The sequence below is a fragment of the Cohnella sp. SGD-V74 genome, from assembly GCF_003001675.1.
GTDB lineage: Bacteria > Bacillota > Bacilli > Paenibacillales > Paenibacillaceae > Cohnella.
Genome location: NZ_PVYW01000001.1, coordinates 439,836 through 465,815, shown reverse-complemented (window position 1 = coordinate 465,815; position 25,980 = coordinate 439,836). Strand labels below are relative to the sequence as shown.

18 protein-coding genes are annotated in these 25,980 nt (G+C 58.8%); 13 read left to right on the top strand and 5 right to left on the bottom strand.

Annotation, left to right across the window (positions count from 1 at the left end):
• Positions 1-134 precede the first annotated feature (134 nt).
• Positions 135-1,967 carry a glycosyltransferase gene (locus tag B0G52_RS02140; RefSeq protein WP_094041850.1) on the top strand — a complete coding sequence of 611 codons (1,833 nt, stop codon included), beginning with the start codon at positions 135-137 and terminating at the stop codon, positions 1,965-1,967.
• A gap of 59 nt (positions 1,968-2,026) precedes the next feature.
• On the opposite strand, the gene B0G52_RS02135 is transcribed toward B0G52_RS02140, so the two are convergent.
• From B0G52_RS02135 to B0G52_RS02115, 4 genes are read right to left on the bottom strand one after another with little or no spacing between them, the layout of a single operon-like run.
• Positions 2,027-3,007, bottom strand: a complete 981-nt coding sequence (locus B0G52_RS02135; protein ID WP_233162266.1) for an NAD-dependent epimerase/dehydratase family protein — start codon at positions 3,005-3,007, stop codon at positions 2,027-2,029.
• Positions 3,004-3,921 (bottom strand): NAD-dependent epimerase/dehydratase family protein, encoded by a 918-nt coding sequence (locus B0G52_RS02130; protein WP_094041848.1) that lies wholly within the window; start codon positions 3,919-3,921, stop codon positions 3,004-3,006. Before B0G52_RS02130 ends, B0G52_RS02135 begins: the two co-directional genes overlap by 4 nt.
• Positions 3,918-5,012 (bottom strand): Gfo/Idh/MocA family protein, encoded by a 1,095-nt coding sequence (locus tag B0G52_RS35205; protein WP_158223540.1) that lies wholly within the window; start codon positions 5,010-5,012, stop codon positions 3,918-3,920. Before B0G52_RS35205 ends, B0G52_RS02130 begins: the two co-directional genes overlap by 4 nt.
• Positions 5,013-5,017: 5 nt before the next feature.
• Positions 5,018-6,124: a DegT/DnrJ/EryC1/StrS family aminotransferase gene (locus B0G52_RS02115; protein WP_094042004.1), complete on the bottom strand. Its 1,107-nt coding sequence runs from the start codon at positions 6,122-6,124 to the stop codon at positions 5,018-5,020.
• Positions 6,125-6,289: 165 nt separating this feature from the next.
• On the opposite strand from B0G52_RS02115, the gene B0G52_RS02110 reads away from it, so the two are divergent.
• The 9 genes from B0G52_RS02110 (at position 6,290) to B0G52_RS02070 (ending at position 19,432) form a co-directional block, all read left to right on the top strand.
• Positions 6,290-7,003, top strand: a complete 714-nt coding sequence (locus tag B0G52_RS02110; RefSeq protein WP_094041846.1) for an acyltransferase — start codon at positions 6,290-6,292, stop codon at positions 7,001-7,003.
• Positions 7,000-8,334 carry a nucleotide sugar dehydrogenase gene (locus tag B0G52_RS02105; protein ID WP_094041845.1) on the top strand — a complete coding sequence of 445 codons (1,335 nt, stop codon included), beginning with the start codon at positions 7,000-7,002 and terminating at the stop codon, positions 8,332-8,334. Before B0G52_RS02110 ends, B0G52_RS02105 begins: the two co-directional genes overlap by 4 nt.
• A gap of 142 nt (positions 8,335-8,476) precedes the next feature.
• Positions 8,477-12,043: an NTTRR-F1 domain gene (locus tag B0G52_RS02100; RefSeq protein ID WP_094042003.1), complete on the top strand. Its 3,567-nt coding sequence runs from the start codon at positions 8,477-8,479 to the stop codon at positions 12,041-12,043.
• 97 nt (positions 12,044-12,140) lie between these two features.
• Entirely contained in the window at positions 12,141-13,214 is a 1,074-nt protein-coding gene (locus B0G52_RS02095; protein WP_094041844.1) for a glycosyltransferase family 2 protein, read from the top strand.
• A gap of 137 nt (positions 13,215-13,351) precedes the next feature.
• Positions 13,352-14,626: a M48 family metallopeptidase gene (locus B0G52_RS02090; RefSeq protein ID WP_094041843.1), complete on the top strand. Its 1,275-nt coding sequence runs from the start codon at positions 13,352-13,354 to the stop codon at positions 14,624-14,626.
• Positions 14,592-15,350 (top strand): hypothetical protein, encoded by a 759-nt coding sequence (locus tag B0G52_RS02085; RefSeq protein ID WP_094041842.1) that lies wholly within the window; start codon positions 14,592-14,594, stop codon positions 15,348-15,350. Before B0G52_RS02090 ends, B0G52_RS02085 begins: the two co-directional genes overlap by 35 nt.
• 90 nt (positions 15,351-15,440) lie before the next feature.
• Positions 15,441-17,750: a glycosyl hydrolase family 65 domain-containing protein gene (locus B0G52_RS02080; RefSeq protein WP_094041841.1), complete on the top strand. Its 2,310-nt coding sequence runs from the start codon at positions 15,441-15,443 to the stop codon at positions 17,748-17,750.
• Complete coding sequence (gene pgmB, locus B0G52_RS02075) at positions 17,743-18,375, top strand: beta-phosphoglucomutase (RefSeq protein ID WP_369827002.1); 633 nt, start codon at positions 17,743-17,745, stop codon at positions 18,373-18,375. The genes B0G52_RS02080 and pgmB overlap by 8 nt, the downstream gene beginning before the upstream one ends.
• A 64-nt stretch (positions 18,376-18,439) precedes the next feature.
• The gene (locus B0G52_RS02070; RefSeq protein WP_094041839.1) at positions 18,440-19,432 is read left to right on the top strand and encodes an aldose 1-epimerase; all 993 of its coding nucleotides are present in this window, start codon (positions 18,440-18,442) and stop codon (positions 19,430-19,432) included.
• A 136-nt stretch (positions 19,433-19,568) separates the two neighbouring features.
• Here the strand turns inward: B0G52_RS02070 and B0G52_RS02065 are convergent, their stop codons facing one another.
• Positions 19,569-21,533 carry a methyl-accepting chemotaxis protein gene (locus B0G52_RS02065; RefSeq protein WP_158223539.1) on the bottom strand — a complete coding sequence of 655 codons (1,965 nt, stop codon included), beginning with the start codon at positions 21,531-21,533 and terminating at the stop codon, positions 19,569-19,571.
• Between the two features lie 226 nt (positions 21,534-21,759).
• Here B0G52_RS02065 and B0G52_RS02060 point away from each other — a divergent pair, with 226 nt between their 5' ends.
• The 3 genes from B0G52_RS02060 to B0G52_RS02050 all read left to right on the top strand — a co-directional run bounded on the left by B0G52_RS02060 (position 21,760) and on the right by B0G52_RS02050 (position 25,980).
• Entirely contained in the window at positions 21,760-23,601 is a 1,842-nt protein-coding gene (locus B0G52_RS02060; RefSeq protein WP_094041837.1) for a cache domain-containing sensor histidine kinase, read from the top strand.
• Entirely contained in the window at positions 23,594-24,913 is a 1,320-nt protein-coding gene (locus tag B0G52_RS02055) for a response regulator transcription factor (RefSeq protein WP_094041836.1), read from the top strand. Before B0G52_RS02060 ends, B0G52_RS02055 begins: the two co-directional genes overlap by 8 nt.
• A 146-nt stretch (positions 24,914-25,059) precedes the next feature.
• Positions 25,060-25,980 carry a carbohydrate ABC transporter permease gene (locus B0G52_RS02050; protein WP_094041835.1) on the top strand — a complete coding sequence of 307 codons (921 nt, stop codon included), beginning with the start codon at positions 25,060-25,062 and terminating at the stop codon, positions 25,978-25,980.

The following is a 25,980-nucleotide window of genomic DNA, read 5'->3' as shown; positions in this document are numbered from 1 at the left end:
CCATTCGCGCTAAAATCGCCTTTTTCGTAAAACCCGGTCTGGACGCTTTCCTGCAGCCGATTATCGACCATTTCTCACGAGAGTACGAGACCCGTAAGTTCGTCATTCGACGCACCGACGATATCGGGCAAGCCATGGAGTGGGCGGACGTCTGCTGGTTCGAGTGGTGCGACGATCTGATCGCGCACGCCAGTCGATTGCCGGTCGCATCCTATCGCCGCGTCGTGTGCCGACTGCACAGCTACGAAATGTTCACGAGCTATATCCATCAGGTAAACTGGAAAACGGTCGATCGGCTCGTCTTCGTCGGGGAACCGATACGAGAATACGTGCTGGGTCAACTGCCGGCTTTGCCGAAGGAGAAGACCGCCGTCATTCCGAACGGGGTCATGATGGAACGATACCCGCTCGTGCAGCGCGCCAAAGGGTTCAATATCGCGTACGTCGGATACATCAATTACAAGAAAGGTCCGATGCTGCTTCTGCATGCCTTCAAAGCGGTTTACGACCGCGATTCCAGATACAGGCTGTTCATTGCCGGCAAGTATCAGGATATGCGTTACAAGCTTTATTTCGATCAGATGATCGAGGAGATGGGGTTGACGGGGAGCGTCCGATTCGACGGCTGGCAGATGGATCTGAACACCTATTTGCGCGACAAACATTACATTATTTCCACGAGCCCGCTGGAGAGTCAGCATATGTCGATCATGGAAGCGATGGCCGCGGGAGTCAAGCCGCTTGTTCATCAGTTCTACGGGGCGAAAAAAGTATATGCGGATGCGTGGATATGGAACACGATCGGCGAGTTGGTCGACAAGGTGACGGAGGACGAGTACGATTCGGAGCAATATCGCTCGTTCGTGGAGAGCCGTTATTCATTTGCGGGGAACGTTCGCAAGATCGGGGAGTTGATTAGCGGGCTGCTGCGACCGGCTTATCCGCAAGTCGATGCGGCTGCGCCGAAGATCACGATCGGCATCATTAACTACAACTATGGCCGCTTTCTTGGCGAATGCCTGCAGTCCGTCATCTGTCAAAACTATCCGAACAAAGAGATTCTTGTCGTCGACGATCATTCTACGGACGATTCCGTGTCTATTCTCGAGCAATACCGGACGCTGGATCCTTCGACTCGAGTGATTCGCCGGGAACGCAACGTCGGCTTGTCCGATGCGGCGATCCGCGATATTTTCCGGGAAGCTTCGGGACAATACGTCCTCCTTCTGAGCGCGGACGATTATTTGCCCCATGACGGGGTGCTGGAGGATTACATGGCGTGCTTTCGCCAACGGGACGACCTGGATTACGCGTACGGTCACTTTCTGATCGTCGACGAGCAAGGGAACCGTACCGGGCAATGGACTTACCGGGCGTATGCTCCGGATGAAGCGGTGAGGAGCATCTACCGGAGAATGGGCTCCGGCGTCATTCCGATGGTCGGGCTGTTCAAGCGGTCTTACTATCGCGACGGGCAAGCGGAATGGGTCAGCGACCCGGACAATCCGAACGCGGGAGATACGCTCAATTGCCTGATCAACCTCAAGAGAGGCTGGAACGTCCAGTTGGTCGATAAGCCGGTTCTTTGCTATCGCAGACATCGGGGCAGCATCACCTTCGATATCCGCAAGCGAATCTCATCTTTAATCGTCGTGATGGAATATCTCGTTCATCATTTTCCCGCAGCAACGTATCTGCCTGGCGCGCCAAGAGAGCGAATCGAGCGGAACGGGCAGGAAGCGTTCAAGAACTTCGAGATCGGCCGGACATACGGGGCTATGGTCCGCTCATACTATTCGAACGGGTTTACGCGTCATCTAGGCCACCGGGAGAAGGCGGATTGCCTTCGGCCGCTCGCCGAGAGAATGCGCCATTATTTCAGGCTGTGCCGGGCATCGGAGGACGCGGGAGACTATCATCCCGCAATAGAAGAAATCAACGCGGACATCGAACGGTTAATAGGTTGATCATGACGAGGAGCCGTCCCGGCAAGCTGCGGAACGGCTCCTTTGCGGTGCTCGGATGGTCAGATGCCGGGTGCTTCCGCCGCGTAGCCCTCGGCGGTCCGGCGAATGCCTTCCTCCAGATCGATGCGCGCTTCGAAGCCGAGCAGGGAGCGCGCTTTGTCGACTTTCGGAATGCGGAGGTCGATGTCCGACGTTTTCCTTTCCGCGAATCGAATGACCGAACCGGAGTCGAGGAGGCGAACGACGGTTTCGGCCAATCCGCGAATGGTCGCGACGGCCCGTTCGTTGCCGATGTTGAACGACTCTCCGATCGCTTCGTCTCGGGTCAGGCAGAGCAGGACGGCGTCCACCATGTCGTCGACGTAACACCAAGCGCGAATTTGCGTTCCGTTTCCGTGGATGTCGATCGGCCGGTTGGCAAGCGCCTGCTGCACGATCGTTTTGACGGCGCCCTCGCCGACTTGTCCGGGGCCGTATACGTTAAACGGGCGTACCGTCACTGTAGGCAGGCCGAATTCCTTGAAGTAGGCGAAGGCAAGATGCTCTTCGGCCAGCTTGCTGACCGCGTAGGTCCATCGGGGCTCGCCTACGGCGCCGAGAACGGCGCTTGCCGTTTCGCCGGAGCGAAAAGCGCGCGGGCCGAACACTTCGCTCGAGCTGAAGCAGACGATCCGGCGGCATTTCCCAAGCGAGGCGGCAGCTTCGAGCACGTTGGCCGACCCGATCATATTCACTCGCATTGTCCGAACCGGATTGCGAGTGACGGTGTCGATGCCCGCGATTCCGGCGGCATGAACGACATAATCGGCATCCCGGATAGCCTTCTTCACCGCGGCGGCGTCGAGCACGTCCCCGTGCACGATGCGCAAGTTCGGATGCCGGCTGAACGCCTTGCGGCTAAGCGAGTCTCTGGCGAAATTATCGAACACCGTCACTTGGTTATGCTCGATCAGCCTGCCGATGACGGCAGATCCGATAAAGCCGGCCCCTCCGGTAATGAATAGATGCCGGCCGGTCAAGGCGTTGGTCGTGTTCATCATTCGTTTCCTCCTCCGGGCCGCCGTTGGAGGCCGGCGTGTAGATAGGCAGAGACGGTAAGATCCAGCGACTGTTCGAGCGACGAAACGAGAAGATGCCGGTTCATACTCAGCAGCTTGCCGGTCGAGGCGACCAGCTTGCGATCCTTGTCGTTCGTGAATGAGAGCAGGGGCTGAACGGATAGACGCTTCGACACGGCACAAGCCATTTCCTTGAAGGTCAAAGCCTGACGTCCAGCAACGTTGAATACGCCTTTCGCCTCGTTGCGGATAAGCCACCAGGCGGCTTCGGTCGCGTCATCGAGGTAGACGGGATTAAAGAGAAGGCCGGCCGCGGTCCCCGACACGGAGACCGGTTGTCGGGCCGCGATTTTCTTGATCAGGTCCGGGAGGAGGCGAGGCGTTATCTGTCCAGGGCCGTAAGGGAAAAAGTAGCGCAGAATCAGACAGCGTTCAGGCCACAGCCGCATAATAAAGCTCTCGATGCTGCGCTTATAAGCCGCATACCCCTCTCCGGGGTCGAGAGAATCGTGTTCCGAGACGCTATGCTCCCGATAGCCGTACACGGCTCCCGTGGAAGCATAGACGATATCCGTCACGCCTTGGGCCGCGCAATCTTCCAGAAAACGTTTCTCGTTTCGCTCGATTCGCGCGAAATCCGGCTCATCGGCACCCGGCAGCCGGGCAGCGAAGTGAACGAGCAGGATGCGGCCGGATCGAGGCGCGGACGGAAAACGGCACGGCACGGAAAGCGATAAGTCCATAGGGATCTGCGGCCAGCTGCGATCGGGCGCAGGCGAGCGGCCTATGAGCAGCGAAGCTCGGTTGTCCGCGGCTTCCCGCAGCCGCTTGTTCCACAAATTGCTTCCGAGAAATCCAGAGTAACCGGTCATCCACACTTGTCGGTATGCGTTCATCGATATCGCTCTCCTTGCGCGTTCGGCTTCGTCCCGGCCATCCGGCTCGTATCGAATGAAGCGAGCGGCAAGCGCAAAGGCTCGTTTGTCCGGGCCGATTCGTACACCGCAAAGGCGACTTCCAGCGACGTTCTGGCCTCGAGCGGCAAAACGTCGGCATCGGAATCCGGCGACGCGCCGAGAAGAGCGGCGATAAAATGCTCATACATCAAGGCATGCTCATTAATGTCGGCGGTCGGGAGCATGGGGTCGGGGAGATCGTCGGAATGCCAGCGATAAACATCCGTTAGTTTGGCGCCCCCGATACGGATCGTTCCCCGGTCTCCGACCAAGGTGAGCGACTGCTCGAGGTTGTTCGGCTTGCACAGCGTCGTCACTTCGACCGACCCAATAGCGCCTCCTGCGAACCGGATGACGGCGGCCGCGGTCTCCTCCGTCTCCACGGCGGACGATCCCCAGCCGATCGCGCCGTACACCGATTCGACCCGTTCGTTCATTAGCCAGAGCAGTAGATCGATAAGATGAACGCCTTGGTTAAGCAGCATTCCCCCGTCTTTCTCCCACGTTCCTCTCCAGCCGGACGCGGCGAAATAATCGCGCGAACGGTTCAACAGGATCGAGACCGATCCAGACCGCAATTTCCCGAGCGCTCCTTGATCGATCCAGCTTTTTGCGAGCCGCAGCAGCGGACGGTACCGAAGTTGATGGCATACCTGCACGCGCAGTCCGTATCGAACGGACAGATCGGCAATGGCGTCGGCATCGCGCAGGTTCAGGGCGATCGGCTTCTCGAGCAGAACATGCTTGCCGGCGCGAAGCGAGGACATCGTCCAGGGCGCGTGCATGAACGAAGGGACGGCGATGACGACCGCATCTACCCGAGCGTCTTGAAGCAGCACGCGCGGGTTCGCATACAGGGCGACAGAAGAGGGCGGAACGGAGCGGGCTTGAGCGTATTGCCCGGCGAGCAGATCCATTCTGTCTGTTGCGGGATCGGCCAGCGCGACCAGCTCCGCCTGCCCGCAGGCGGAGATCGAATCGATGTGTTTGGCCGCGATGCTTCCGCAACCGATCAGACCAAAGCGAACCAATGCCGTCACATCCTTTCCGCCACGTCGCGCAGCGCGGAGACAATCTGATTTTGCTCTTGTTCTGTAAGCAGAGGGCCTATCGGAAGCGCCAGCGCTTCCGCGGATAGCCGCTCTGCAACGGGGAAGTCCCCGGGCTTGTATCCGAGAGAATGGTAAGCGCGTTGCAGATGCAAAGGGCGAGGATAGTAGATCCCGGTCTGTATATTTCTCGCCAGAAGTTCTTCTCGAAGGAAGTCCCGATGCGGACTGGTCACGCAGTAGACATTGTAGGCGTGCAGTCTCCCGTCCTCCGTTACCGGAAGCTCGATGAACGGTCTGAGCGGAGCGAGCCGTTCCTCGTAGATTTGCGCGATCTTTCGTCTCTTTTCGTTCCACTCGTCGATTTTTTCGAGCATGACCAGCAGAACGGCGGCATGAAGCTCATCCAACCGGCTGTTGTAGCCGATCGCGTCATGATAATAACGCTTGGAACTGCCGTGTTGCCGCAATTCGCGCACCCTATCAGCCAGCGCGGCGTCGGATGTGACAATAAGCCCTCCATCCCCGAGGGTGCCGAGATTTTTGGTTGGAAAAAAGGAGAAGCATCCCGCTTTGCCCAGCGTACCGACAGGCTTGCCGACGAATCTGGCTCCGAAAGCCTGGCAAGCATCCTCGATAACGAGAAGCCCGCGGCGGTCGGCAATCTCCCGGATGGCATCCATGCGGGCGGGTTGGCCGAACAGATGGACGGGCAGTATCGCTTTGGTCCGGGACGTGATCGCCTGTTCGACTTGCTCCGCATCGAGGTTCCAGAAGCGGTCGATGTCGACGAATACCGGAATCGCGCCGACTCTCGAGATCGCTTCGGAGGTGGCGAAGAAGGTATAGGGGGTCGTAATGACCTCGTCGCCGGGTCCGATTCCGCAAGCGTCAAGGGTCAGGACGAGGGCGTCCGTTCCGTTCGCCACGGCGACCGCATGTCTGGCGCCGGTCCATTCGGCGATCCGGCTTTCGAGTTGTTTGACTTGGGGACCTAGAATGTATTTGCCTTCTTCTATCGTGTTGGAGATTTTTGCGAGAATCTCGCTTTTGAGCAAGCGAAACTGCCGGGCTACCGGCATTAATTCGATCATGCGCATGCGCTCCCTGCTTCTGGATTTATCGTACAAGTTATGCATCACGGATTCATCCTGCTTCCGCGACCACACTAGCAATTCGGATTGGACTTGCATAAATCATGTAAAGTGACGATCCGCGCAGCAGCGCTTTGTACGACGGTAGAGCAGGAGGATGAGAGAATGGAGATAGATCCGTCCGCTAGATTGGGCAGCAATGTCGTCGTCGGTCGGAATGCCGTGATAGAGTCCGGCGTAACGATCGGAGATCACGTCACGATAGGATACGGAACGATCGTTCGAAGCGGAACGTCGATCGGAAACGGAGTTGTGATTGGAGATTTGACGGTACTCGGCAAGAGGCCGTCGGGCAATAAGAAAAAGGTGCTTAAGCCGCCGGAACGGCTGCCTCCGCTCATTATCGGGGACGGGTCGTCAATCGGCAGCAACTGCGTGATCTATCTCGGGGTTACCTTGGGCGCGGACGTGCTGGTGGGAGACTTGGCTGGCATCCGCGAACTTGTCGAAGTCGGAGAGAGCAGCATTGTCGGAAGGAACGTCATCGTCGAGCCGCATACGATCATCGGCCGATTCGTCACGATTCAGACTTCTTCCTATATTACAAGCAATATGCTCATCGAGGACGAGGCGTTCATCGGCCCCTGCTGCTCGACTTCCAACGACAAATATATGGGAAGCGGAAGCTTCGTCCATCAAGGGCCGATAGTCGGGCGCAGGGCTAAAATCGGCAACAATGCAACTCTGCTTCCGGGCGTCCGGATCGGGGAGAAAGCCGTCGTCGGGGCGGGGGCGGTCATTACGCGCGATGTCCCCCCGGGCTGTACGTTCGTCGGAAACCCGGGAAGGCCGATCGCGGGAAGGAGGGAGAACGGATGACGAATGTACGGAAGCGTCCCTGTTTCGGACCTGAACAACGCAACGTGCAAATTATCGGTCTAGGATACGTCGGATTGCCGCTGGCCGTTTTGTTCGCAGAGCAGGGCTTTTCGGTTACGGGAGTGGATTTGGACGAAAGCAAAATATCCAATTTAAAGGAAGGAAGAAGTTACGTAAAGGATTTGACGGACGACGAACTGATCGCGGTAACGGCGACAGGTCGGTTTCGGGCGGTTCCCGATTACGGAGCCACTGCAGAAGCCGACGCGATCATTTTATGCGTACCTACGCCCTTATCGGATCGGCAGACACCGGATATGAGCTATCTTCGCGCGGCTGTCGAGGAGACGGGAAAGCGGCTTCGTCCGGGGCAACTGGTCGTTCTGGAAAGCTCGACCTATCCGGGAACGACGGCCGAGGAGATGGTCCCGACTCTGGAGCGGGAAAGCGGACTTAGAGCCGGGTACGACTTCCATGTCGGGTATTCTCCCGAGAGAATCGACCCTGGAAACCAAACGTTTAAGGTGAGGGACATACCGAAGGTCGTCAGCGGTTTGACCCCGGCGTGCCTGGGGAAGACGGAGGCGCTGTACGCTCAAGTGTTCGGCCAAATCGTGAAGGTGTCTTCGCCCGAAGTTGCCGAGATGACCAAACTGCTCGAAAACACGTATCGCTTGATCAATATTTCATTCATGAACGAAATGGCCATGCTGTGCGATGCGATGGGGATCGATCTGTGGGAAGCTATCGAGGCGGCGAAGACGAAATCGTTCGGTTATGCGGCGTTTTATCCCGGTCCCGGTGCGGGCGGCCACTGTATTCCGGTAGATCCGCTGTATTTGCAATGGAGGGCTCGCGGATTCGGAGTGAAGAGCGGGTTCATCGAATTGGCGGAAAAGCTGAATCACGCCATGGTCGATTACTTGTTGGACAGAATCCTTGACGCAGCGGGAGGTAGGCCGTCTCTGGTCGTGATCTACGGGGTGTCCTATAAAAAAGATGTAGGCGATGTTCGCGAATCCTCGGCGATCAAGCTGATCCGACGGTTACTGGAAGAGGGGGTTCCCGTCGTTTATCACGATCCGCATGTGGCCTCTATTCGGATTAGAGAACGACGGCTCGACAGTTCGGAACTGTCGGATCAATTGCTTCGGGAGGCGGATTGCGTCGTCGTGATGGCGGATCATACCGGTCTGCCGATAGAGAGAATCGTATCGGTCTCGCGTAGCGTCGTAGACACGAGGAATGCGACGGCGGGAATGGACGGAGCGCACATTTATCGTGTCGGAGGCGGAAATATCGGGCTTGGCCGCAAAAATCCGCTCCAATAAAGGCGGATAAAAGAACGGGCAAACCCTAGTTTTAATAAGTTGTACTAGATTTCGTGACAAGTCCTCTCGGAGATGCCCGGAGCGGCGATTGCCGCACCGGACTTGTCCGAAGTCGAATTGGCGCAAAGGTGGTGAGAATCCATTGTCTATTGAGAACCGAATCGTCAACGGCGGTTTTGAGTCGGGGGCGCTGGGCCCGTGGACCGGAGTGGGAGCGGTCGTAACGAGCGATAGAAGCCACCTGGACTTCTTCTCTGCGAGATTGGCCGGAGGAGCGTCATTGTCGCAAATCTTTCAATTCGTTCCCGTCTCGGAAGGAGAGACTTTCGAATTTTATGCCGCTTTCTCCAGAACAGCGGGCGCTGTGGGCGCTATTGCGGTAGTTGGGATAAACTACTACGATGATTCGTTGAACTTCATAGGAACGGGTCTGTTTTCTTATGTGCCGCATAGCATTACGAGCTTAAGCGGAAGCGATTGGGTGGAAATCTACGAGACGACCGCTCCGGTCCCGGTCGGAGGCACCCAAGCGCTCGTTGCCATACAGACGTTTCCGATTGCGGGTACCGCGGATTTGTTCGTAGACGACGTGGCACTGCTGGCGGCGGCCTCCGGCGCGGATGGAAGCGGACCGACGGGGCCGACAGGTCCGACGGGCGCAACCGGAGCAACAGGGGCTACAGGAGCTACAGGTCCGACGGGAGCAGGCGTGACTGGCCCGACAGGCGCAACCGGTGCAACAGGGGCTACAGGAGCTACAGGTCCGACGGGAGCAGGCGTGACTGGCCCGACAGGTCCAACGGGCGCTACCGGAGCAACAGGAGCAACAGGAGCAACAGGAGCTACAGGTCCGACGGGAGCAGGCGTGACTGGCCCGACAGGCCCGGCAGGTCCAACAGGCGCAACCGGTGCAACAGGAGCTACAGGTCCGACGGGAGCGGGTGTGACTGGTCCGACAGGTCCGACAGGCGCAACCGGTGCAACAGGGGCTACAGGAGCTACGGGTCCAACGGGAGCAGGCGTGACTGGCCCGACAGGTCCAACGGGCGCTACCGGAGCAACGGGAGCAACAGGAGCTACAGGTCCGACGGGAGCAGGCGTGACTGGCCCGACAGGTCCAACGGGCGCTACCGGAGCAACGGGAGCAACAGGAGCTACAGGTCCGACGGGAGCAGGCGTGACTGGCCCGACAGGTCCAACGGGCGCTACCGGAGCAACGGGAGCAACAGGAGCTACAGGTCCGACGGGAGCAGGCGTGACTGGACCGACAGGTCCAACAGGCGCAACCGGCGCAACAGGAGCTACGGGCCCGACGGGAGCAGGCGTGACTGGTCCGACAGGCCCGACAGGTCCAACAGGCGCAACCGGCGCAACAGGAGCTACAGGCCCGACGGGAGCAGGTGTCACTGGACCGACCGGTCCGACAGGTCCGACGGGAGCAGGCGTCACTGGCCCGACCGGTCCGACAGGCGCAACCGGTGCAACAGGGGCTACAGGAGCTACAGGAGCTACAGGCCCGACAGGAGCAACCGGTGTAACGGGAGCAACAGGAGCAACGGGAGTCACGGGACCGACAGGAGCAGGCGTGACTGGCCCGGCAGGTCCAACAGGCGCAACCGGTGCAACAGGGGCTACAGGAGCTACGGGTCCAACGGGAGCAGGCGTGACTGGCCCGACAGGTCCAACGGGCGCTACCGGAGCAACAGGAGCTACAGGTCCGACGGGAGCAGGCGTGACTGGCCCGACAGGTCCAACAGGCGCAACCGGAGCAACGGGAGCTACGGGACCGACGGGGGCAGGCGTGACTGGTCCGACAGGCCCGACAGGAGCAAGCGGAGCAACAGGGGCTACAGGAGCTACAGGTCCGACGGGAGCAGGCGTGACTGGCCCGACAGGTCCAACCGGAGCAACAGGAGCAACTGGCCCAACAGGAGATCCAGGCCCGACGGGAGCAACAGGTCCAACCGGAGATCCAGGCCCGACTGGGGCAACCGGTCCGACAGGTGATCCAGGTCCAACGGGGGCAACCGGACCAACAGGTGATCCAGGCCCGACGGGGGCAACCGGTCCGACAGGCGATCCAGGCCCGACGGGGGCAACCGGTCCGACAGGCGATCCAGGCCCAACAGGAGCGACTGGCCCAACAGGAGATCCAGGCCCGACGGGAGCAACCGGACCAACAGGTGATCCAGGCCCGACGGGGGCAACCGGTCCGACAGGTGATCCAGGTCCAACGGGGGCAACCGGTCCGACAGGCGATCCAGGCCCGACGGGAGCAACTGGCCCAACCGGAGATCCAGGCCCGACGGGAGCAACAGGTCCAACAGGCGATCCAGGTCCAACGGGAGCGACTGGCCCAACAGGTGATCCAGGTCCAACCGGAGCGACTGGCCCAACAGGCGATCTAGGCCCGACGGGAGCGACCGGTCCGACGGGCGATGCAGGTCCAACGGGAGCAACCGGTCCAACAGGTGATCCAGGCCCGACGGGAGCAACTGGCCCAACAGGAGATCCAGGTCCGACAGGTGATCCAGGTCCAACGGGGGCAACCGGTCCGACAGGCGATCCAGGCCCGACGGGAGCAACTGGCCCAACCGGAGATCCAGGCCCGACGGGAGCAACAGGTCCAACAGGAGATCCAGGTCCAACAGGAGCAACTGGCCCAACCGGAGATCCAGGCCCGACGGGGGCAACCGGTCCGACAGGTGATCCAGGTCCAACGGGGGCAACCGGTCCGACAGGCGATCCAGGCCCGACGGGAGCAACTGGCCCAACCGGAGATCCAGGCCCGACGGGAGCAACAGGTCCAACAGGCGATCCAGGTCCAACGGGAGCGACTGGCCCAACAGGTGATCCAGGTCCAACCGGAGCGACTGGCCCAACAGGCGATCCAGGTCCAACGGGGGCAACCGGTCCGACAGGTGATCCAGGTCCAACGGGAGCGACCGGTCCAACAGGTGATCCAGGTCCAACCGGAGCAACTGGCCCAACAGGCGATCCAGGTCCAACGGGAGCGACCGGTCCAACGGGAGATCCAGGTCCAACAGGAGCAACTGGCCCAACAGGAGATCCAGGCCCAACGGGAGCAACAGGTCCAACAGGCGAAACAGGCCCGAGAGGTCCGACCGGCGAAACCGGTGAAATCGGTGAAACGGGACCAAGAGGTCCAACAGGCGAAACAGGACCAAGAGGTCCGACCGGCGAAACTGGCGAAACTGGCGAAACTGGACCGAGAGGCCCGACCGGAGAAACCGGTGAAACAGGCGAAACGGGACCAAGAGGTCCGACTGGCCCGACAGGGCCTCAACCGGCGCTGTACTTTAATCATGAAATCGGTCCGACAACTATACCGGATGAAACGCCGCAGACCATATTGACGGTAATTGATATCCCCGTGACTGCGGGAGACCTTCTTAAGATCGACTATGCATTTGAAGTAACGATAACTACCGATGCAGAGCCTACCGATTTCAACTTGACGGTCGAACTTCGCCGCGAAGGGGGTACAATTCAAACCTTCACGTACAATCAGCTCGGCTTGATCGAAGCAACGCAGTATTTTGTACCGCTGGCCTACACATACGTGGACACAGCGCCTACGACCGGACTTACGAACTATGAAATCAGGCTGTCCTATATCGACACGGCGGAAGATCCGATTCTCGTTCAAGCCTCCGAAATCAACCTGAACGTTATCCGCTTCGTCTAACGGCACCACGAGCCGGGCGTTCATCCGTAAGGATGGACGCTTCTGCTCTTTTTTGCAGATACACCTTTACGGGAACAACAAAGGAGAGATTCGATCCATGGTATCCATCAGCTTGTGCATGATTGTCAAGAACGAGGAAGCTGTACTGGCGCGCTGCCTCGATTCCGTGAGTGACTTGGTTGACGAGATCAACATCGTGGATACCGGGTCGACCGATCAGACGGTTGCCATTGCGCGCCGATACACGGATCGGGTCTTTTTCCACCAATGGACCGGCAACTTCGCGGAAGCCCGCGGCGCCTCATTCTCGCATGCGACCAAGGATTACATCCTCTACCTGGACGCCGACGACGTGATTCTCGACGAAGACCGCGCCAAATTCAAGCAGTTGAAAGCAGAGCTGGACCCGGCGGTCGATTCCGTGTCCATGTTCTACAACGCGGGAGAGGACAGCTTCGGCAACGTTACGCTCAGGTACCGCCGCAATCGGCTGATCAAGCGGTCCCGCAACTTCCAATGGAGGGGAGACTGCCACAATTACCTGGAGGTCGCGGGACGGATCGTCAATTCCGACATCGCGGTCACTCATCGCAAAATCAAACATTCCGTAAGCAGAAACCTGAACATCTACAAAATGAAGCTGGAGCGGGGAGACGCGTTTACCGCGAGGGATTATTTTTACTACGGGAACGAGTTGAGAGATAATCGCCATTATGAAGAAGCGATCGAGAGCTACAAAAAAAACATCGCGCTGAAAACGGGTTGGGTCGAGGACAAAATTTACGCTTGCATCAATATGGCCGACTGTTACCGCAATTTGAACGATCAGGACAACGAGCTCGCGGCTCTGTTCAAATCGTTCGCGTTCGACGCTCCCAGGGCGGAGGCGCTAAGCCGGGTCGGGGATCATTTCAAGCGCCGCAAAGCGTACAAGACGGCAGCCTATTGGTACGAACTGGCTCTAGCCGTTCCGGAAAACAACGATCAGTGGAGCTTCAGCTATCCGGCCTATCGCACGTGGTATCCTCATCTGCAACTGTGCGTTTGTTACTATTATATGGGGGACATGGATTCTTCCTACCGCCATAACGAAGAAGCGCGAAAGTACCGGCCGCAGGACCCTCACGTGCTGCATAACAAGAAGCTGCTGGATTCCAAGCACGCCAAATAAGCATCGAGCGCGAGACGGTCGGACCGCGGCCGTCTCGGATCTGCCCGTGGGAGCGGTTATCCAGCCGCTGGAAATGTTATAATTATGGAAAGACAATCGTAATCGGAGCGATAAGCGGTTGGATGAGGAGGGATACGATGAGCTTTCGCAGACATTCCACGTTTTTGAAGTACTCGCTGCTCTTTATCGGTTACGCGATAGCGGTCGCTCTCTACGCCTGGTATACGATGCCGAATCAGGTGCCGGAAGCGTATCGGGCCACGGCCGCCGATCCTGCGACTTTTTTTACTTCGAACCAGCTTCGGAACAGCGAATGGCTGAATGCGGCCCGCAACTGGATTTTCTTCATGAGCGGCCCGTGGGAATGGCTGATCTATTTCATGATGCTGGCCAGCGGACTTGCGCGCCGTTGGAGAGTCAAGCTTGAAGATCGCGGACTTCCGATATACATACGCTTTCCCCTCTATGTGCTGATGATTCAGGCGACGGCTTACCTGCTTTATTTTCCACTGAGGGTCATCGGCTACAATCTGTCGAAGGCTTACGGCATCTCGACGCAGCCGGTGTCGGGGTGGCTCAGAGACAAGCTGATCGCGTTCGGGATCGGCTGCGCGACGATGCTGGTCGTATCCGCCGTGGCGTTCTGGATCGTCTCCAGGGGAGGGAGATGGTGGCTGAAGCTGTGGCTGTTGTCCGTCCCGTTCACCTTATTCATGATGTACGTGCAGCCGGTTGTGATCGATCCGCTGTACAGCGATTTTACCCGGCTGTCCGATCCTAAGCTGGAGGCGGCCATTTTGGAGCTTGCCGAGAAGGCGGACATTCCCGCGCATCGCGTATACGAGGTCGATATGTCGGAGAAAACGAATGCTTTGAACGCGTACGTCAACGGCATCGGCTCCTCGCTGCGAATCGTGCTGTGGGATACGACGCTGCAGCGGCTGGACGAGCCGGAAATTTTGCTGATCATGGCGCACGAAATGGGACACTACGTCATGCATCATCTGGAATGGAGCGCGGTGGGCGCGGTCGGTTCCTCATTCGTGCTGCTTGCCGTCGGGGGCTGGATTTACCGGGTGGCGATCCGCAACCGAGGCACTCGCTGGGGCATTCGGTCGCTGTCGGACATGAACGCGCTGCCGCTGGCGCTCATGATTGTCTCGATGATCTCCTTCGCCGCGCTGCCGCTGTCCAACTACGTGTCGAGGCAGGCGGAGACGGCGGCCGACCGGTATGCGGTCGAATTGATCGGAAGCGCGCAGGGCTCGGTGACGATGAATCAGAAGATGGCCGTAGCCGCGCTGAGCGACGTCAATCCGCCGCTGCTCGTCAAGTGGTTCAGGGACACCCACCCTTCCGATATGGAAAGGATTTTATATGCGGACAATTACGAACGGACGCGCGGACAATAAAATCGAACTGTATTTTCTGGCGGGGCTGGCGACGGCTCCCCTCTTCATGGATAATTTACGGCTGGCGCTGGAGCGGAGGCTCGGGCAAGCGGATATGTACGCTGGAGTCGTGATCCGGTCAAGCCTTCTGTACCCTTACGGCGATTGGAGCCGGAACGTGCTCGCCCAGATCTGGGAAATTCGCGCGGACATGAGAAGGAAGGACGGAGGATTGGAGAAATCGATCGGAGGCAGTCGCACCTTCGAAGCGATTAAGCGCGCACGGGGAGAAAATGACGATTCGGAAAAGGTCGGAACGACGCTGCTCGTCGGCCACAGCGGAGGCGGCATCGCCGCCGTCCATGCCGCGGCGATGCTGATGGCGGCCGGGGAAAGTCCGTCCTGCTTCGCCGTCAAGGTCGGTTCGCCGCGCTGCCGCATTCCTGAGCGAATGAGACATCGCGTGCTCTCGATCCATGCGGAAGGACGAAAGAGGGGGGACGCCGTCGGAAGGTCGCCGGACTTCGTATCCCGCATCGGCTCCTACGGAGGCTGGGGCAGGAGCAGGGCGTTGCCCGTCTGGCAGAAGAGCATGCACGCTCCGGGAACCCGGTCCGCTGTGCCGATCGTCGGGAAGCACGCGGACTATTTTCGCGACCGGGCTCCTTACTTGAATGCGGAAGGGAAATCGAACCTGGATCTGATCGTCGATGCGATCGTCGCCTGGCTAACTGCATGGAAATAAACATCATTTCGGTAAGATCGCGCATTTTGGCTCCGCTCCTCCGGCTTCATAATGGAAGGTACATTCGAAGCCGAAGGCGAGGGAGCAGCTATGAGTTGGATCGTGGAGGAAACCGGGTTCGATCCGGACCGGATTGCGATCAATGGAAACAAGTACATGCTCGGCAACGGAGCCATGGGATACAGGGGGACGTTGGAGGAGTTCGGGAAGGAGCAATTGACGGCCTGCACGCTGGCAGGTCTGTACGACAAAGTCGGCGACCGTTGGAGGGAGCCGGTGAACGCGCCGAACGGGTTGTCTACGCGGTATTGCTGCGGAGGCGAGCCGCTCGGCTTGTTGTCGTCGAGTTATGAGTCGCACCGACAATCGCTGAATATTCGCAATGCGACGTTTCATCGGGAGACCGTGTTTTCCGGTCCGGCAAGCAACCGAATCGAGATTCGTTCCCGACGTTTCGTCAGCATGAAGCGGCTCGACCTGCTGCTGATGAACGCGGAGTTCCGCGTCTCGGAGGATTGCGAGTTCACGGTGCTTACGGGCATCGACGGCGACGTGTGGGACATTAACGGACCGCATTTGGAAGAGCGGGAAACGTTCGCGGCGGACGGCATCGTCGCCGTATCGGCGATCACGCATGAATTGCGCAAGACGGTAAGCGTGGCCGAGGCCATCCGCTGGGGGAGCGCTCCGGCGGCCGAATCGATCGAACGGGAGGGCTCGTCGGTCTACAGAAGGGCGACGTTCACGTGCAAGGCGGGGGAGACGTATTCCTTCACGAAATACGCGGCGGTGGTTAACGGGGAGGGGCGGCAATCCGTTCTGGAGCAGGCGATAAGCCGGGCCCGGAGCGCGGCCGAATCGGCTTACGAAGACCATCTGCGGGAGCACGAAGCGGAATGGGAGAAAAAGTGGGAGGAATCGGACGTCGCGATCGAAGGGGACGAGGAAGCCCAGTTCGCGCTGCGTTACAGCCTCTACCAACTGCATATCATTGCGCCGACGCATTCCGAGAAAGTATCCATTCCCGCCCGCGGACTGTCCGGTCAGGTGTATAAAGGGGCCGTATTCTGGGATACGGAGATGTTTATGCTGCCGTTTTTCCTGTACAGCCAGCCTGACGTCGCCAGAAATCTGGTCATGTACCGCGTGCATACGCTGGAAGGCGCTCGCAGGAAAGCGGCCGAGTACGGCTATCGGGGCGCGTTCTACGCTTGGGAGAGCCAGGAGACGGGAGACGACGCCTGCACGCTGTTTAACGTGACCGACGTGTTCACGAACCGTCCGATGCGGACGTATTTCCGCGACAAGCAAATCCACATCAGCGCCGACGCGGCCTACGGCATCTGGCAGTATTACGAATACACCGGAGACGAGAGCGTGCTGCTGGACGGCGGCGCGGAGGCGATTCTCGAATGCGCGCGATTCTTCTATTCGTATTCCTACTATAAAGAGGACAAGAAACGCTACGAGCTGCTCGACGTTACCGGACCGGATGAATATCACGAGCGGGTCGGCAACAACGCGTTCACGAACGCGATGGCCAAGCTGACGATCGGAATCGCGCTGGCGACGATGGAGCTGCTGGAATCGAAGTATCCCGAAGCCTGCCGCGCGTTGGTCGGCAAGCTGAACTATTCCGAGGATTTGGCCAACCTGAGCAAAATGCACAGCGAACTGTACGTGCCCAGCCCCGACCCGCGGACGGGAGTGATCGAGCAGTTCGACGGCTATTCGAAGCTGGAGGATGTCGACTTGCCGACGTTAAAGTCGCGAGTACTGAACAAAAACGAATATTTGGGCGGCGGCAGCGGGCTGGCGACGACGACGCGAATTTTGAAGCAGGCGGACGTCGTGCTCATGCTCCATCTGCTGAAGGACGACTATTCGCAGGACGTGAAGCGGGCGAACTGGGAGTATTACGAGCCGAGGACGGAGCACGGCTCCAGCCTCAGCTCGTGCATCTACGCTCTCGTCGCGTCGGACATCGGTTCCCCGGATTGGGCGTACCGCTACTTCATGAAGACGGCGACGATCGACCTGACCGGGGAATCGAAGCAGTACGTCGGCACGCTGTACATCGGCGGAACGCATCCGGCCGCGAACGGGGGCGCCTGGATGGCGGCCGTGCTCGGCTTTGCCGGCGTACGGCTGCACCGCGGCGCGATCGTCGTGAAGCCATCCCTTCCGCAAGGGTGGGAGTCGATCTCGTTCCCGATGCACGTCAAGGGACAGCGTCTGCTCATTACGGTGACGCCGTCGGAAGTCGTCGTCCGCTCCGACGCCGCGAACCGTTCGTCGCAGCATGTTCGCGTCGGAAAGGAAGAGCGCGCGGCGCTGCCGGGAAGCGTGCTGACTTTTCGCTGCGAGAATTCCGAGAGGGGTGACGGACTTGCTGGATAATTTCAAAGGAGCATTGTTCGACTTGGACGGGGTGCTGGTCGATACGGCGAAGTATCATTATCTCGCTTGGAAGCAGCTTGCCGAGCAGCTCGGCTTCGAATTCACGGAAGCCGACAACGAGCGGCTGAAGGGCGTCAGCCGGATGAGATCGCTGGAGATCGTGCTGGAGGTCGGAGGCGTCGAGCTGACGGACGAAGAGAAGCTAAGGCTGGCGGAGGAGAAAAACGAGAGATACCTGCAGTACATTCGGCGGATGGACGAATCCGAGCTGCTTCCGGGGGCGAAGGAATATTTGCAGGCGCTCAGGGCGCAGGGGGTGCGGATCGCGCTCGGCTCGGCAAGCAAAAACGCCGCGTTTATTCTGGATAAGGTAGGCATCGCGGGGCTGTTCGACGCGGTCGTCGACGGGACCAAGGTGTCCCGCGCCAAGCCCGACCCGGAGGTGTTCGTCGTCGGCTGCAAGGAGCTTGGGCTGGAGCCGGCCGATTGCGTCGTGTTCGAGGATGCCGAAGCGGGCGTTCAAGCGGCGCTCGCCGCGGGGATGCGCGTCGTCGGAATCGGCCACGCCGACATTCTCGGCGCGGCGGACCGGGTTGTGCGCGGATTGGATGAGCTGGTCGGTTAGTTGACGCTTAAGCTTGGCGCTTATATACTCGTTACAGCACGACAATATCGGAGGGATAAGCGCCATGACGCAGCATGAGGCAAAGCTGGGGCAATACGAGAGCGAGCAAGCGGTCTTTTTGAAATACGGAAAATATTCAGCCATCGCGCTGCCGGGCATCGGCGGCAATTTGATTTCTTTCCGGGACGACGACCGGGGATTCCAGTTCGTTCGCGAGCCCGAGGGAGACGCTTGGGCGGGATTCGTGGAACGTCCGTGGGTGCACGGCATTCCGGTTCTGTACCCGCCGAACCGCTACGATGCCGGAACGTTCGAATTTGACGGACGTACATACCGGTTTCCGGTGAACGAGCCGTCGACCGGCAACCATCTTCACGGCTTCGTCTATAGCTCGAAGTGGGAGCTTGTCGAGTACGGCAGCTCGGAAGAGAAGAGCTTCGCGACCGTTCGGCTGCGGTTCGACGAGAAGGAACCGGGCTTTGCGCATTTTCCGCTTCGGGTCACTCTGTCGCAGACGTTTACGCTGACGGATGCCGGGCTGTCGCTCCGGTTCGACGCGACGAACGACGACGACAAGGCGATTCCGTTCATGCTCGGCTTCCATACGACGGTGAATGCGCCGTTCGCGCCGGGAAGCCGGGCAGAAGATCTGGAGTGCGGCTTCTCCTTCGGCGAACGCTGGGAATTGAACGAACGGATGCTTCCGACCGGGAAGCTGCTTCCTTTGAACGAGGGCGAACAGCAGCTTCGCGACGGGAAGGGCAATCCGTACTTCGCGGCGATGGACAATCACTATACAGCGGCGAATGTGAATGGAATGAACGCAATGACGCTGTATGACCGCCGCGCGGGCGCGCGCTTCGTCTACGAGGCGGGCGACGCCTACAAGCATTGGATGGTATATAACGGTGAGGCGAGCGGCAGCTTCTTCTGTCCGGAACCGCAGACCGGCATGGTGAACGCGCCGAACGTCGACTTGCCGGCGGAGCAGACCGGATTGATCCGGCTGGAGCCGGGCCAGAGCTGGAGCGCGGTCAGCCGTATGTATTCGGAGTAAGGGAACGGACTGCAGGCACGAAAAAACGCAAGCTTGAGGGAGATTCCCTCAAGCTTGCGTTTTTTAATGGCCGCATGAGGTGCGAGGGGATAGAGCCTCCGTAAAGCTTGTCCGCTCCGCCGTTTCCCGCCGAGCGTCAGCTCGTCCGGAACTCGCGAAGCATATGCTGCAATGACGCGGACAGCGTCTCCAGCTCCTTGGCGACGTCGACGACTTCGCGGCTCGATTCGAGCTGGCCGGCGCTAAGGGCCGCGACCTGCTCGGAGGAGGCGGAAGCCTGCTGCGAGAAGCTGCCGACGTTCGAGATCGAGCCGCTCAGCTCCGTCTGCTTGCGTTCCAGCAGCGCGACATCCTGCTTGATCCGTTCGGCTCGCTCGATGAACGCTTCCGACTTCTCGTGCACCTTGGCGAAGAGGCCGTCGGCCGTCTTGACCGAGCGAATCTGGTGCTGCAGCAGCGGCAGGGCGAGCTTAAGCGCTTCGACGGCCTGTCCGATCTCGCCGCGAATCGCCTCCGCCATCTCCCCGACCTGGGTCAAGGAAAGCCGCGACTGGTCGGACAGACGTCCCATCTCCCCGGCGATCACTTTGAATCCGCCGCTCCCTTGGGCGCTTCTTGCCGCTTCGATGCCGGCGTTCAAAGATAGGATTTTCGTGTTTTTGGCCATCTCGTTCATGAGGTCGACGAATTTGCGCATTTCCCCCGCGTTCGCTTCCAGGCTGGAAACCCGCTTGACGAGTCTGTCGATGGAAGCTTCCGACTCCATCGTGGAGCTCACGATGTCCCGCATGAAGACGTTGCCTTCGGAGCAGGCGATCTTCACTTCCGCGGAAGCGAATCCGATCTCGTTCGTCGCGCCGACGACGCTGGCGAGGTCCTCTTGCATCGAGGCGACGATGCGATGGGATTGGTCCGCTTCGGCGGCAAGCTGGGCGGAGCCCTGCGCGATCTCTTCCGTGGAGGCGGAGATTTCGCCGGAAGCCGTCGCCGTGTCGCGCGACGCTTGCAGCAGCCCGGACGCGGTGCCCAGCACCCGATCGGCGGACTGCCGGGTCTGGTCGATCAGTCGATTCATGCGCTCCATCATCGTATCGAAGCTGGCCGCGACTTCCCCAATCTCGTCGCTTCTTCGCAGCCCGAGCCTTGCGCTCAGGTTGCCGCCCGCGGCTTCGTTTAACATGCTTCGCACCCGCAGCAGAGGCTTGCCGATATGCAGCAGCATCAGATAACCGATCGCGACCGCCGCGACGCCGGCCGCGGCGCACATCAGCAGCGTCAGATCCCGGATCGACTTCGTCTCCGAGACCAGTTCGCTGAGCGGCGCGATGCCGGTTAACGTCCAGCCGCTCCTCTTCAGCGGTTCGGAGACGACGAGCAGATCGCCTTCCGCGGCGGCCGGATTGAACATTTGTCCGGCTTCCCCGGGCAGCGAGGAGAGCAGGATCGTCCCGCCGTCGTCCGTCAGCATCATGCTGGAGCTGTCGCTGAAGCGGATCGCTTCCAGCGTCTGCGAGAGCAGCGCGGCATCGATCTCGAACAGAATGAGGTAGCCGCCGATCATGCGGGACAACCCGAACAGATTGCCTTTGGCCATGCCCGTATAGCCGCCGTCGGTCATCGGCAGCCAGAGCGCCGTTCCTTTCATGCCCGTCACCTTGCCGTACCATTCCGAACTTCGGTCTATCCGGATCAGACCGGTGGAGACGGACGAGATCGTCTTGTTCTCGTCTGCGGAGTTAAACAAAGAGATGGCTTTGATATGCGAATTCGTCCGGGCGATCTGATTGAGCGTGTCCTGAATCGACATCTTCGCTCTCATCTGGTCGGCGGGATCCGCGGCTTCGTCGAAGACGGCCTCCAGCTGCTGCTGCAGATCGCGGCTCGTCGAAAACTGCAGGGACATATCCTCGAACTGCTTGAGCATCAGGCCGATTTTCTCTCCCGCTTCTTTTACGGTCGTCTGGGAGAGGGTTTTCATTTTGTCCTCGATAATGGCTTGGGACTTGTTATACGAGATCATTCCGACAAGGAGAACGGATAGGAACGTCGAAACAAAAAACAGGATGAACAATTTCGCTCCTACCGAACGCAGCATACGCATGAAGACGCCTCCTCCGGGGTTGACAGCCTGGGCGGATTTGCATACACGCCCTAAGTCCGCAAACGAAATACTCGAATGCATAATCTTAATTGTAAAGGCTTACGCCAGCCTGATAATGTGTTATTCTACGGAAACTAGGTGCGCTTGTACGACGTTGGGAAGTTGCACTGCCGCGACCGACGGATCGCGTGCGATAATATTGTCGAGAGTCGTTGGAGGGATAGCCGTGCGCTTAAAGTTAACGAATCCTCTGACGAGGATGAACGTCAGACAGCAGCTCATTTTACTGTTCCTGATCCTGGTCAGTCCGGTTATTTTGTTGAACTGGTACGCGAACTCGAAAGCCGAGGACATCTTGAAGGAGCATGTCACGAGCGCTTACGAGGAGCTGAACAAGCAGAACCACTTCCTGATCAACCGGGATATCGACACGATCAGCCGCATCATGACGACGATCATCCAAAACCCGGTGACGCAGAGCATGATCAGCAAAGACACGGATACGGAGTTCGATCGCGTCGTGAAGTACGGCGACATGAACACGCTGCTCGGCAACAATTCCGTCGGCCTGTTCGGCGGGGAAGCGATCTATTATTTCCTGTTCGTCTACGATCCGAATAACAGCTATCCGTTCGCTCCGGCCATTCCGGACATCAACCGCAGAAACAACGGTTCTTCGGTCTTCTTCTATTCCGACGAGACGAAGACGCCATGGATCGAGGCGGCGCTGGAGGTGAAAGGCAAAGGCGTGCTGGCGCTGATCGACGACTTCGGACCGAGGGGAGACCAGAGGACGCTGGCGTATCTTCGCGCGGTCAACAGCATCACGAACGGCAGAAGCGTCGTTGGCGTGCTCGTCGCGACGAAGATGGACAAGAAAATCGAAGAAGCGTTCCGCACCGTATCCTTGCCCGAAGGCGGCGAGCTTTATTTGACCGACTGGTCCGACCGCATTCTGGCCGCCACGACCCCGACGATGGGAGAGACGTTCCGGTTTCCGGACGGCCTGGTAACCGGCCAGGCGATGGAAGAGACGCTCAGCGAAGTGACCGACGATTCGATCTACGTCGTCCATACGAAATACTCGCTGAAGCAGAAGCTCGTCTATACGATTCCGACGCAATCGCTGCTGCAGCAGCAGAGCGCGCTGAAGCGGGTCATTCAGACGATCTCCATCGTCTATTCCGTGTTCGCGATCATCGTCATGATGTATTTCTGGCGATCGCTCATGAATCCGCTGCGCAAGCTGGCGATGTTCGCAAGGTCCCACGAGCCGGGCAAGCCGCTCTCGTCCGCTCCGTCGAGGGAGCGCAACGACGAGGTCGGGGTGCTCATTCATTCCGTTCACAATATGGCGAATCGGATCAACGATATGATCCACGAGTATTATTCGATGGAGATCAAGCAGAAGGAATCGCAGCTGCAGCTTCTCTATCAGCAGATCAATCCGCATCTGTTGTACAATACGCTGGAAAGCATTTATTGGAAGAGCTCGCTGGAAGGCAACGCCGACTCCGCCGAGATGATCAAGGAACTGTCCAAGCTGATGCGGATCAGCTTAAGCCGGGGCAGGGAGTTGATCTCGATCGAGGAGGAGCTGGAGCACGCCCGGGCCTATACGAGTCTTCAGCAGAAGCGATACGAATACGGTTTCTCGATCCGCTGGGACGTCGAGGAAGACGCCCTGCCTTACCTGATTCCGAAGATCACTCTGCAGCCGCTGATCGAGAACGCCATCATCCATGGCGTGATCAATATGGGGGAGGACGGAGAAATTGTCGTCTCCGTCCGCTCGGACGACGATCTGATCCGACTGACTGTCGAGGACAACGGCTACAAGCCTGTAGACGTCGCGTCGATCAATCGGCTGATCTCCGACGAGGAGTCGGGAGCGGGCTACGGAATCAAGAACGTCAATAAGAGAATTCAACTGCATTTCGGCAGCGAGTTCGGGCTGCGCTACGAGGAGAGACAACCGGAAGGCACGAAGGTGGAAGCCGTTATTCCGAAACGGCAGGACGAATCCGCAGAACGACATCAGGGCAGAGGAGGCAACGCCAATGTATAACATTCTGATCGCAGACGACGAGCCGCTTATTTGCAGGGGGCTGGCGAATTTGCTGGAATCTTCCGGCCTGAACATCGAGAACATCTATACCGCGCACAACGGCTACGAAGCTTTGGATTATTTGAAAATGGAGTCGATCGACCTGCTCGTGACCGACATCCAGATGGGCGCGATGAGCGGCATCGAGCTGATGCAGCAGGCGAAAATCGTCAAGCCCTGGGTGCAGGTCATCGTCATCTCCGCCCACGAGACGTTCCAGTATGCGCAGCTCGCGATGAGACTCGGAGCCCGGGACTATCTCATCAAGCCGATCAACAGCGAGCAGCTGCTCAATTCCGTCCGGCACGTGCTGCTGCACATGGACCGGCCCGAACAGAATCAGGCGGAGCTGATCTCGGATTTGCGCGAGCATTTTCGCATGGAACAGCCGCAGCCGCAGCGCATGGACATTCTGAGCCGTCTCGTGAGCGAGTCCGGCTCCTCGGGGGAGCTGCTGAGGCAGGCGAGGGAGCAGGGCGTCGATCTTCGGGGCCCTTACTTCGCCATGCTCAAAGTCCGGCTCGATTTCGAGAGCGGAGGCAAGACGATCGCCGACAAGGACGTCCTGCTGCTGCAATACGCTGTGCTCAATATCGTGAACGAGCTTCTGGACAAGGATTGGAGCCATCATTCTTTCTATTCCGCCAACCGGGACGTCAGCATCATCGTGCAATGGGACGAGGCGGCCTACGGCAATATCAGCTCGGACAAAGTCAATCAGCTCGAGATGATCGGGCGCAGCCTGCACTTCAACATTCGCAAATATTTGGGCTTCGAGTGCGTCGTCGGCATCAGTCAAATTCTGAAAGGGCACGAATTTCTGCCCGAGCTGAACGATCAGGTAGGCAAGGCGATCGTCTGGAACCGCCAGCATCGGGACCATCACGTGTTCTTCTTCGGCGATTTCAAATGGGGGCTCCCGTCCGAGGATCCGACGGAAGAGGACTTGGCCGCGCAGAACAACCTGATCGTCGAGAAGGCGCAGGAGTACGTGCTCGCCAACTACGCGCAGAAGGGACTGACGCTGAATGAGGTGGCGCAGAGAAACCACGTCAGCCCGAACTATCTCAGTTACCTGTTCAAGAAATATACGGGCACCAATCTGTGGGAATACGTCATCAAGCTGCGCATGGAGGAGAGCAAGCGGCTCATTCTGACGACGGACTTGCGCCGATACGAAATTTCAGAGCGGGTCGGGTACGAATCTCCCGAGCATTTCAGCAAAATTTTCAAAAAATATTTCGGAATGAGCCCCAGCGAAATGAAGAAGTAAGAATGCCCATGATCCGCATAGATACGCACATGTTCACGCCTCGTTCCTTTTCCTACAATAAAGTTTATCGATAAGATATTCTAAGCGCGAGCCCCGAAGCCTGGTCAGGCTCCGGCGGCGATCGCTTAAGGAATGAGGGAGACCTAATGAATCAAACGACCGCAGTCCCGATCCGTCCCTTGGACGCTCCGCCCAAGCGACCTCCCGCCAAGTGGAAAAAGCATTTGTGGGGCTACCTGTTCCTGCTTCCCGCGATCGGCATTTTCTTCACGTTCTTGTGGCTGCCTATCGGCAAAGGAATCGTCTTCAGCTTTTACCACATCGATTTCGTCAAAGGGGATACGTTCGTAGGCTGGGACAATTACGCCAAAGTGCTGAAGGACCCGGACGTGCTCGTATCGGTAAAAAATACGCTGTACTACATGTTCCTCGGACTGGTCATCGGCTTCTGGGTTCCGATCCTGTTCGCCATCGCCATCTCCGAGATGAGGAAGTTCCAGGGCTTCGCCCGGATCGCGGCCTATTTGCCCTACGTCGTGCCGGTCGTCGTGCTGTACGGCCTGTGGAGATGGCTGTACGATCCGGTAGGTCCGATCAACGCCGTGCTGACGAGAGTCGGCTTCGATTCCGTCCTCTTCTTGACGGACAAGGCCTGGTCGATGATCTCCATCGTCATCATGGAGACGTGGCAGAGCTTCGGCTCGGCGCTGCTCATCTACATCGCCGCCATTCTAAGCATTCCGCGCGATTGGTACGAGGCGGCCGAGATCGACGGCGCCGGCGTCTGGCAGAGAATCCGCTACATTACGCTTCCGGCGATCAAAAACCAAATCGTGCTGCTGCTCCTGCTGCAGTTGATCGCGACTTCGCAGAACTTCCAGACGCATTACGCGGTTCTGGACGGCGGGCCGAACAACGCGACGCTGACCTACGCCTTGCTGGTTATCCGATATGCGTTCACGAGGCAGGATTACGGCTCGGCCTCGGCGCTCGGCGTGCTGATGTTCATCGTGCTCAGCGTGCTGGCCATACTTCAATACCGGATGTCCAACAGGAAGGAGGCCTAG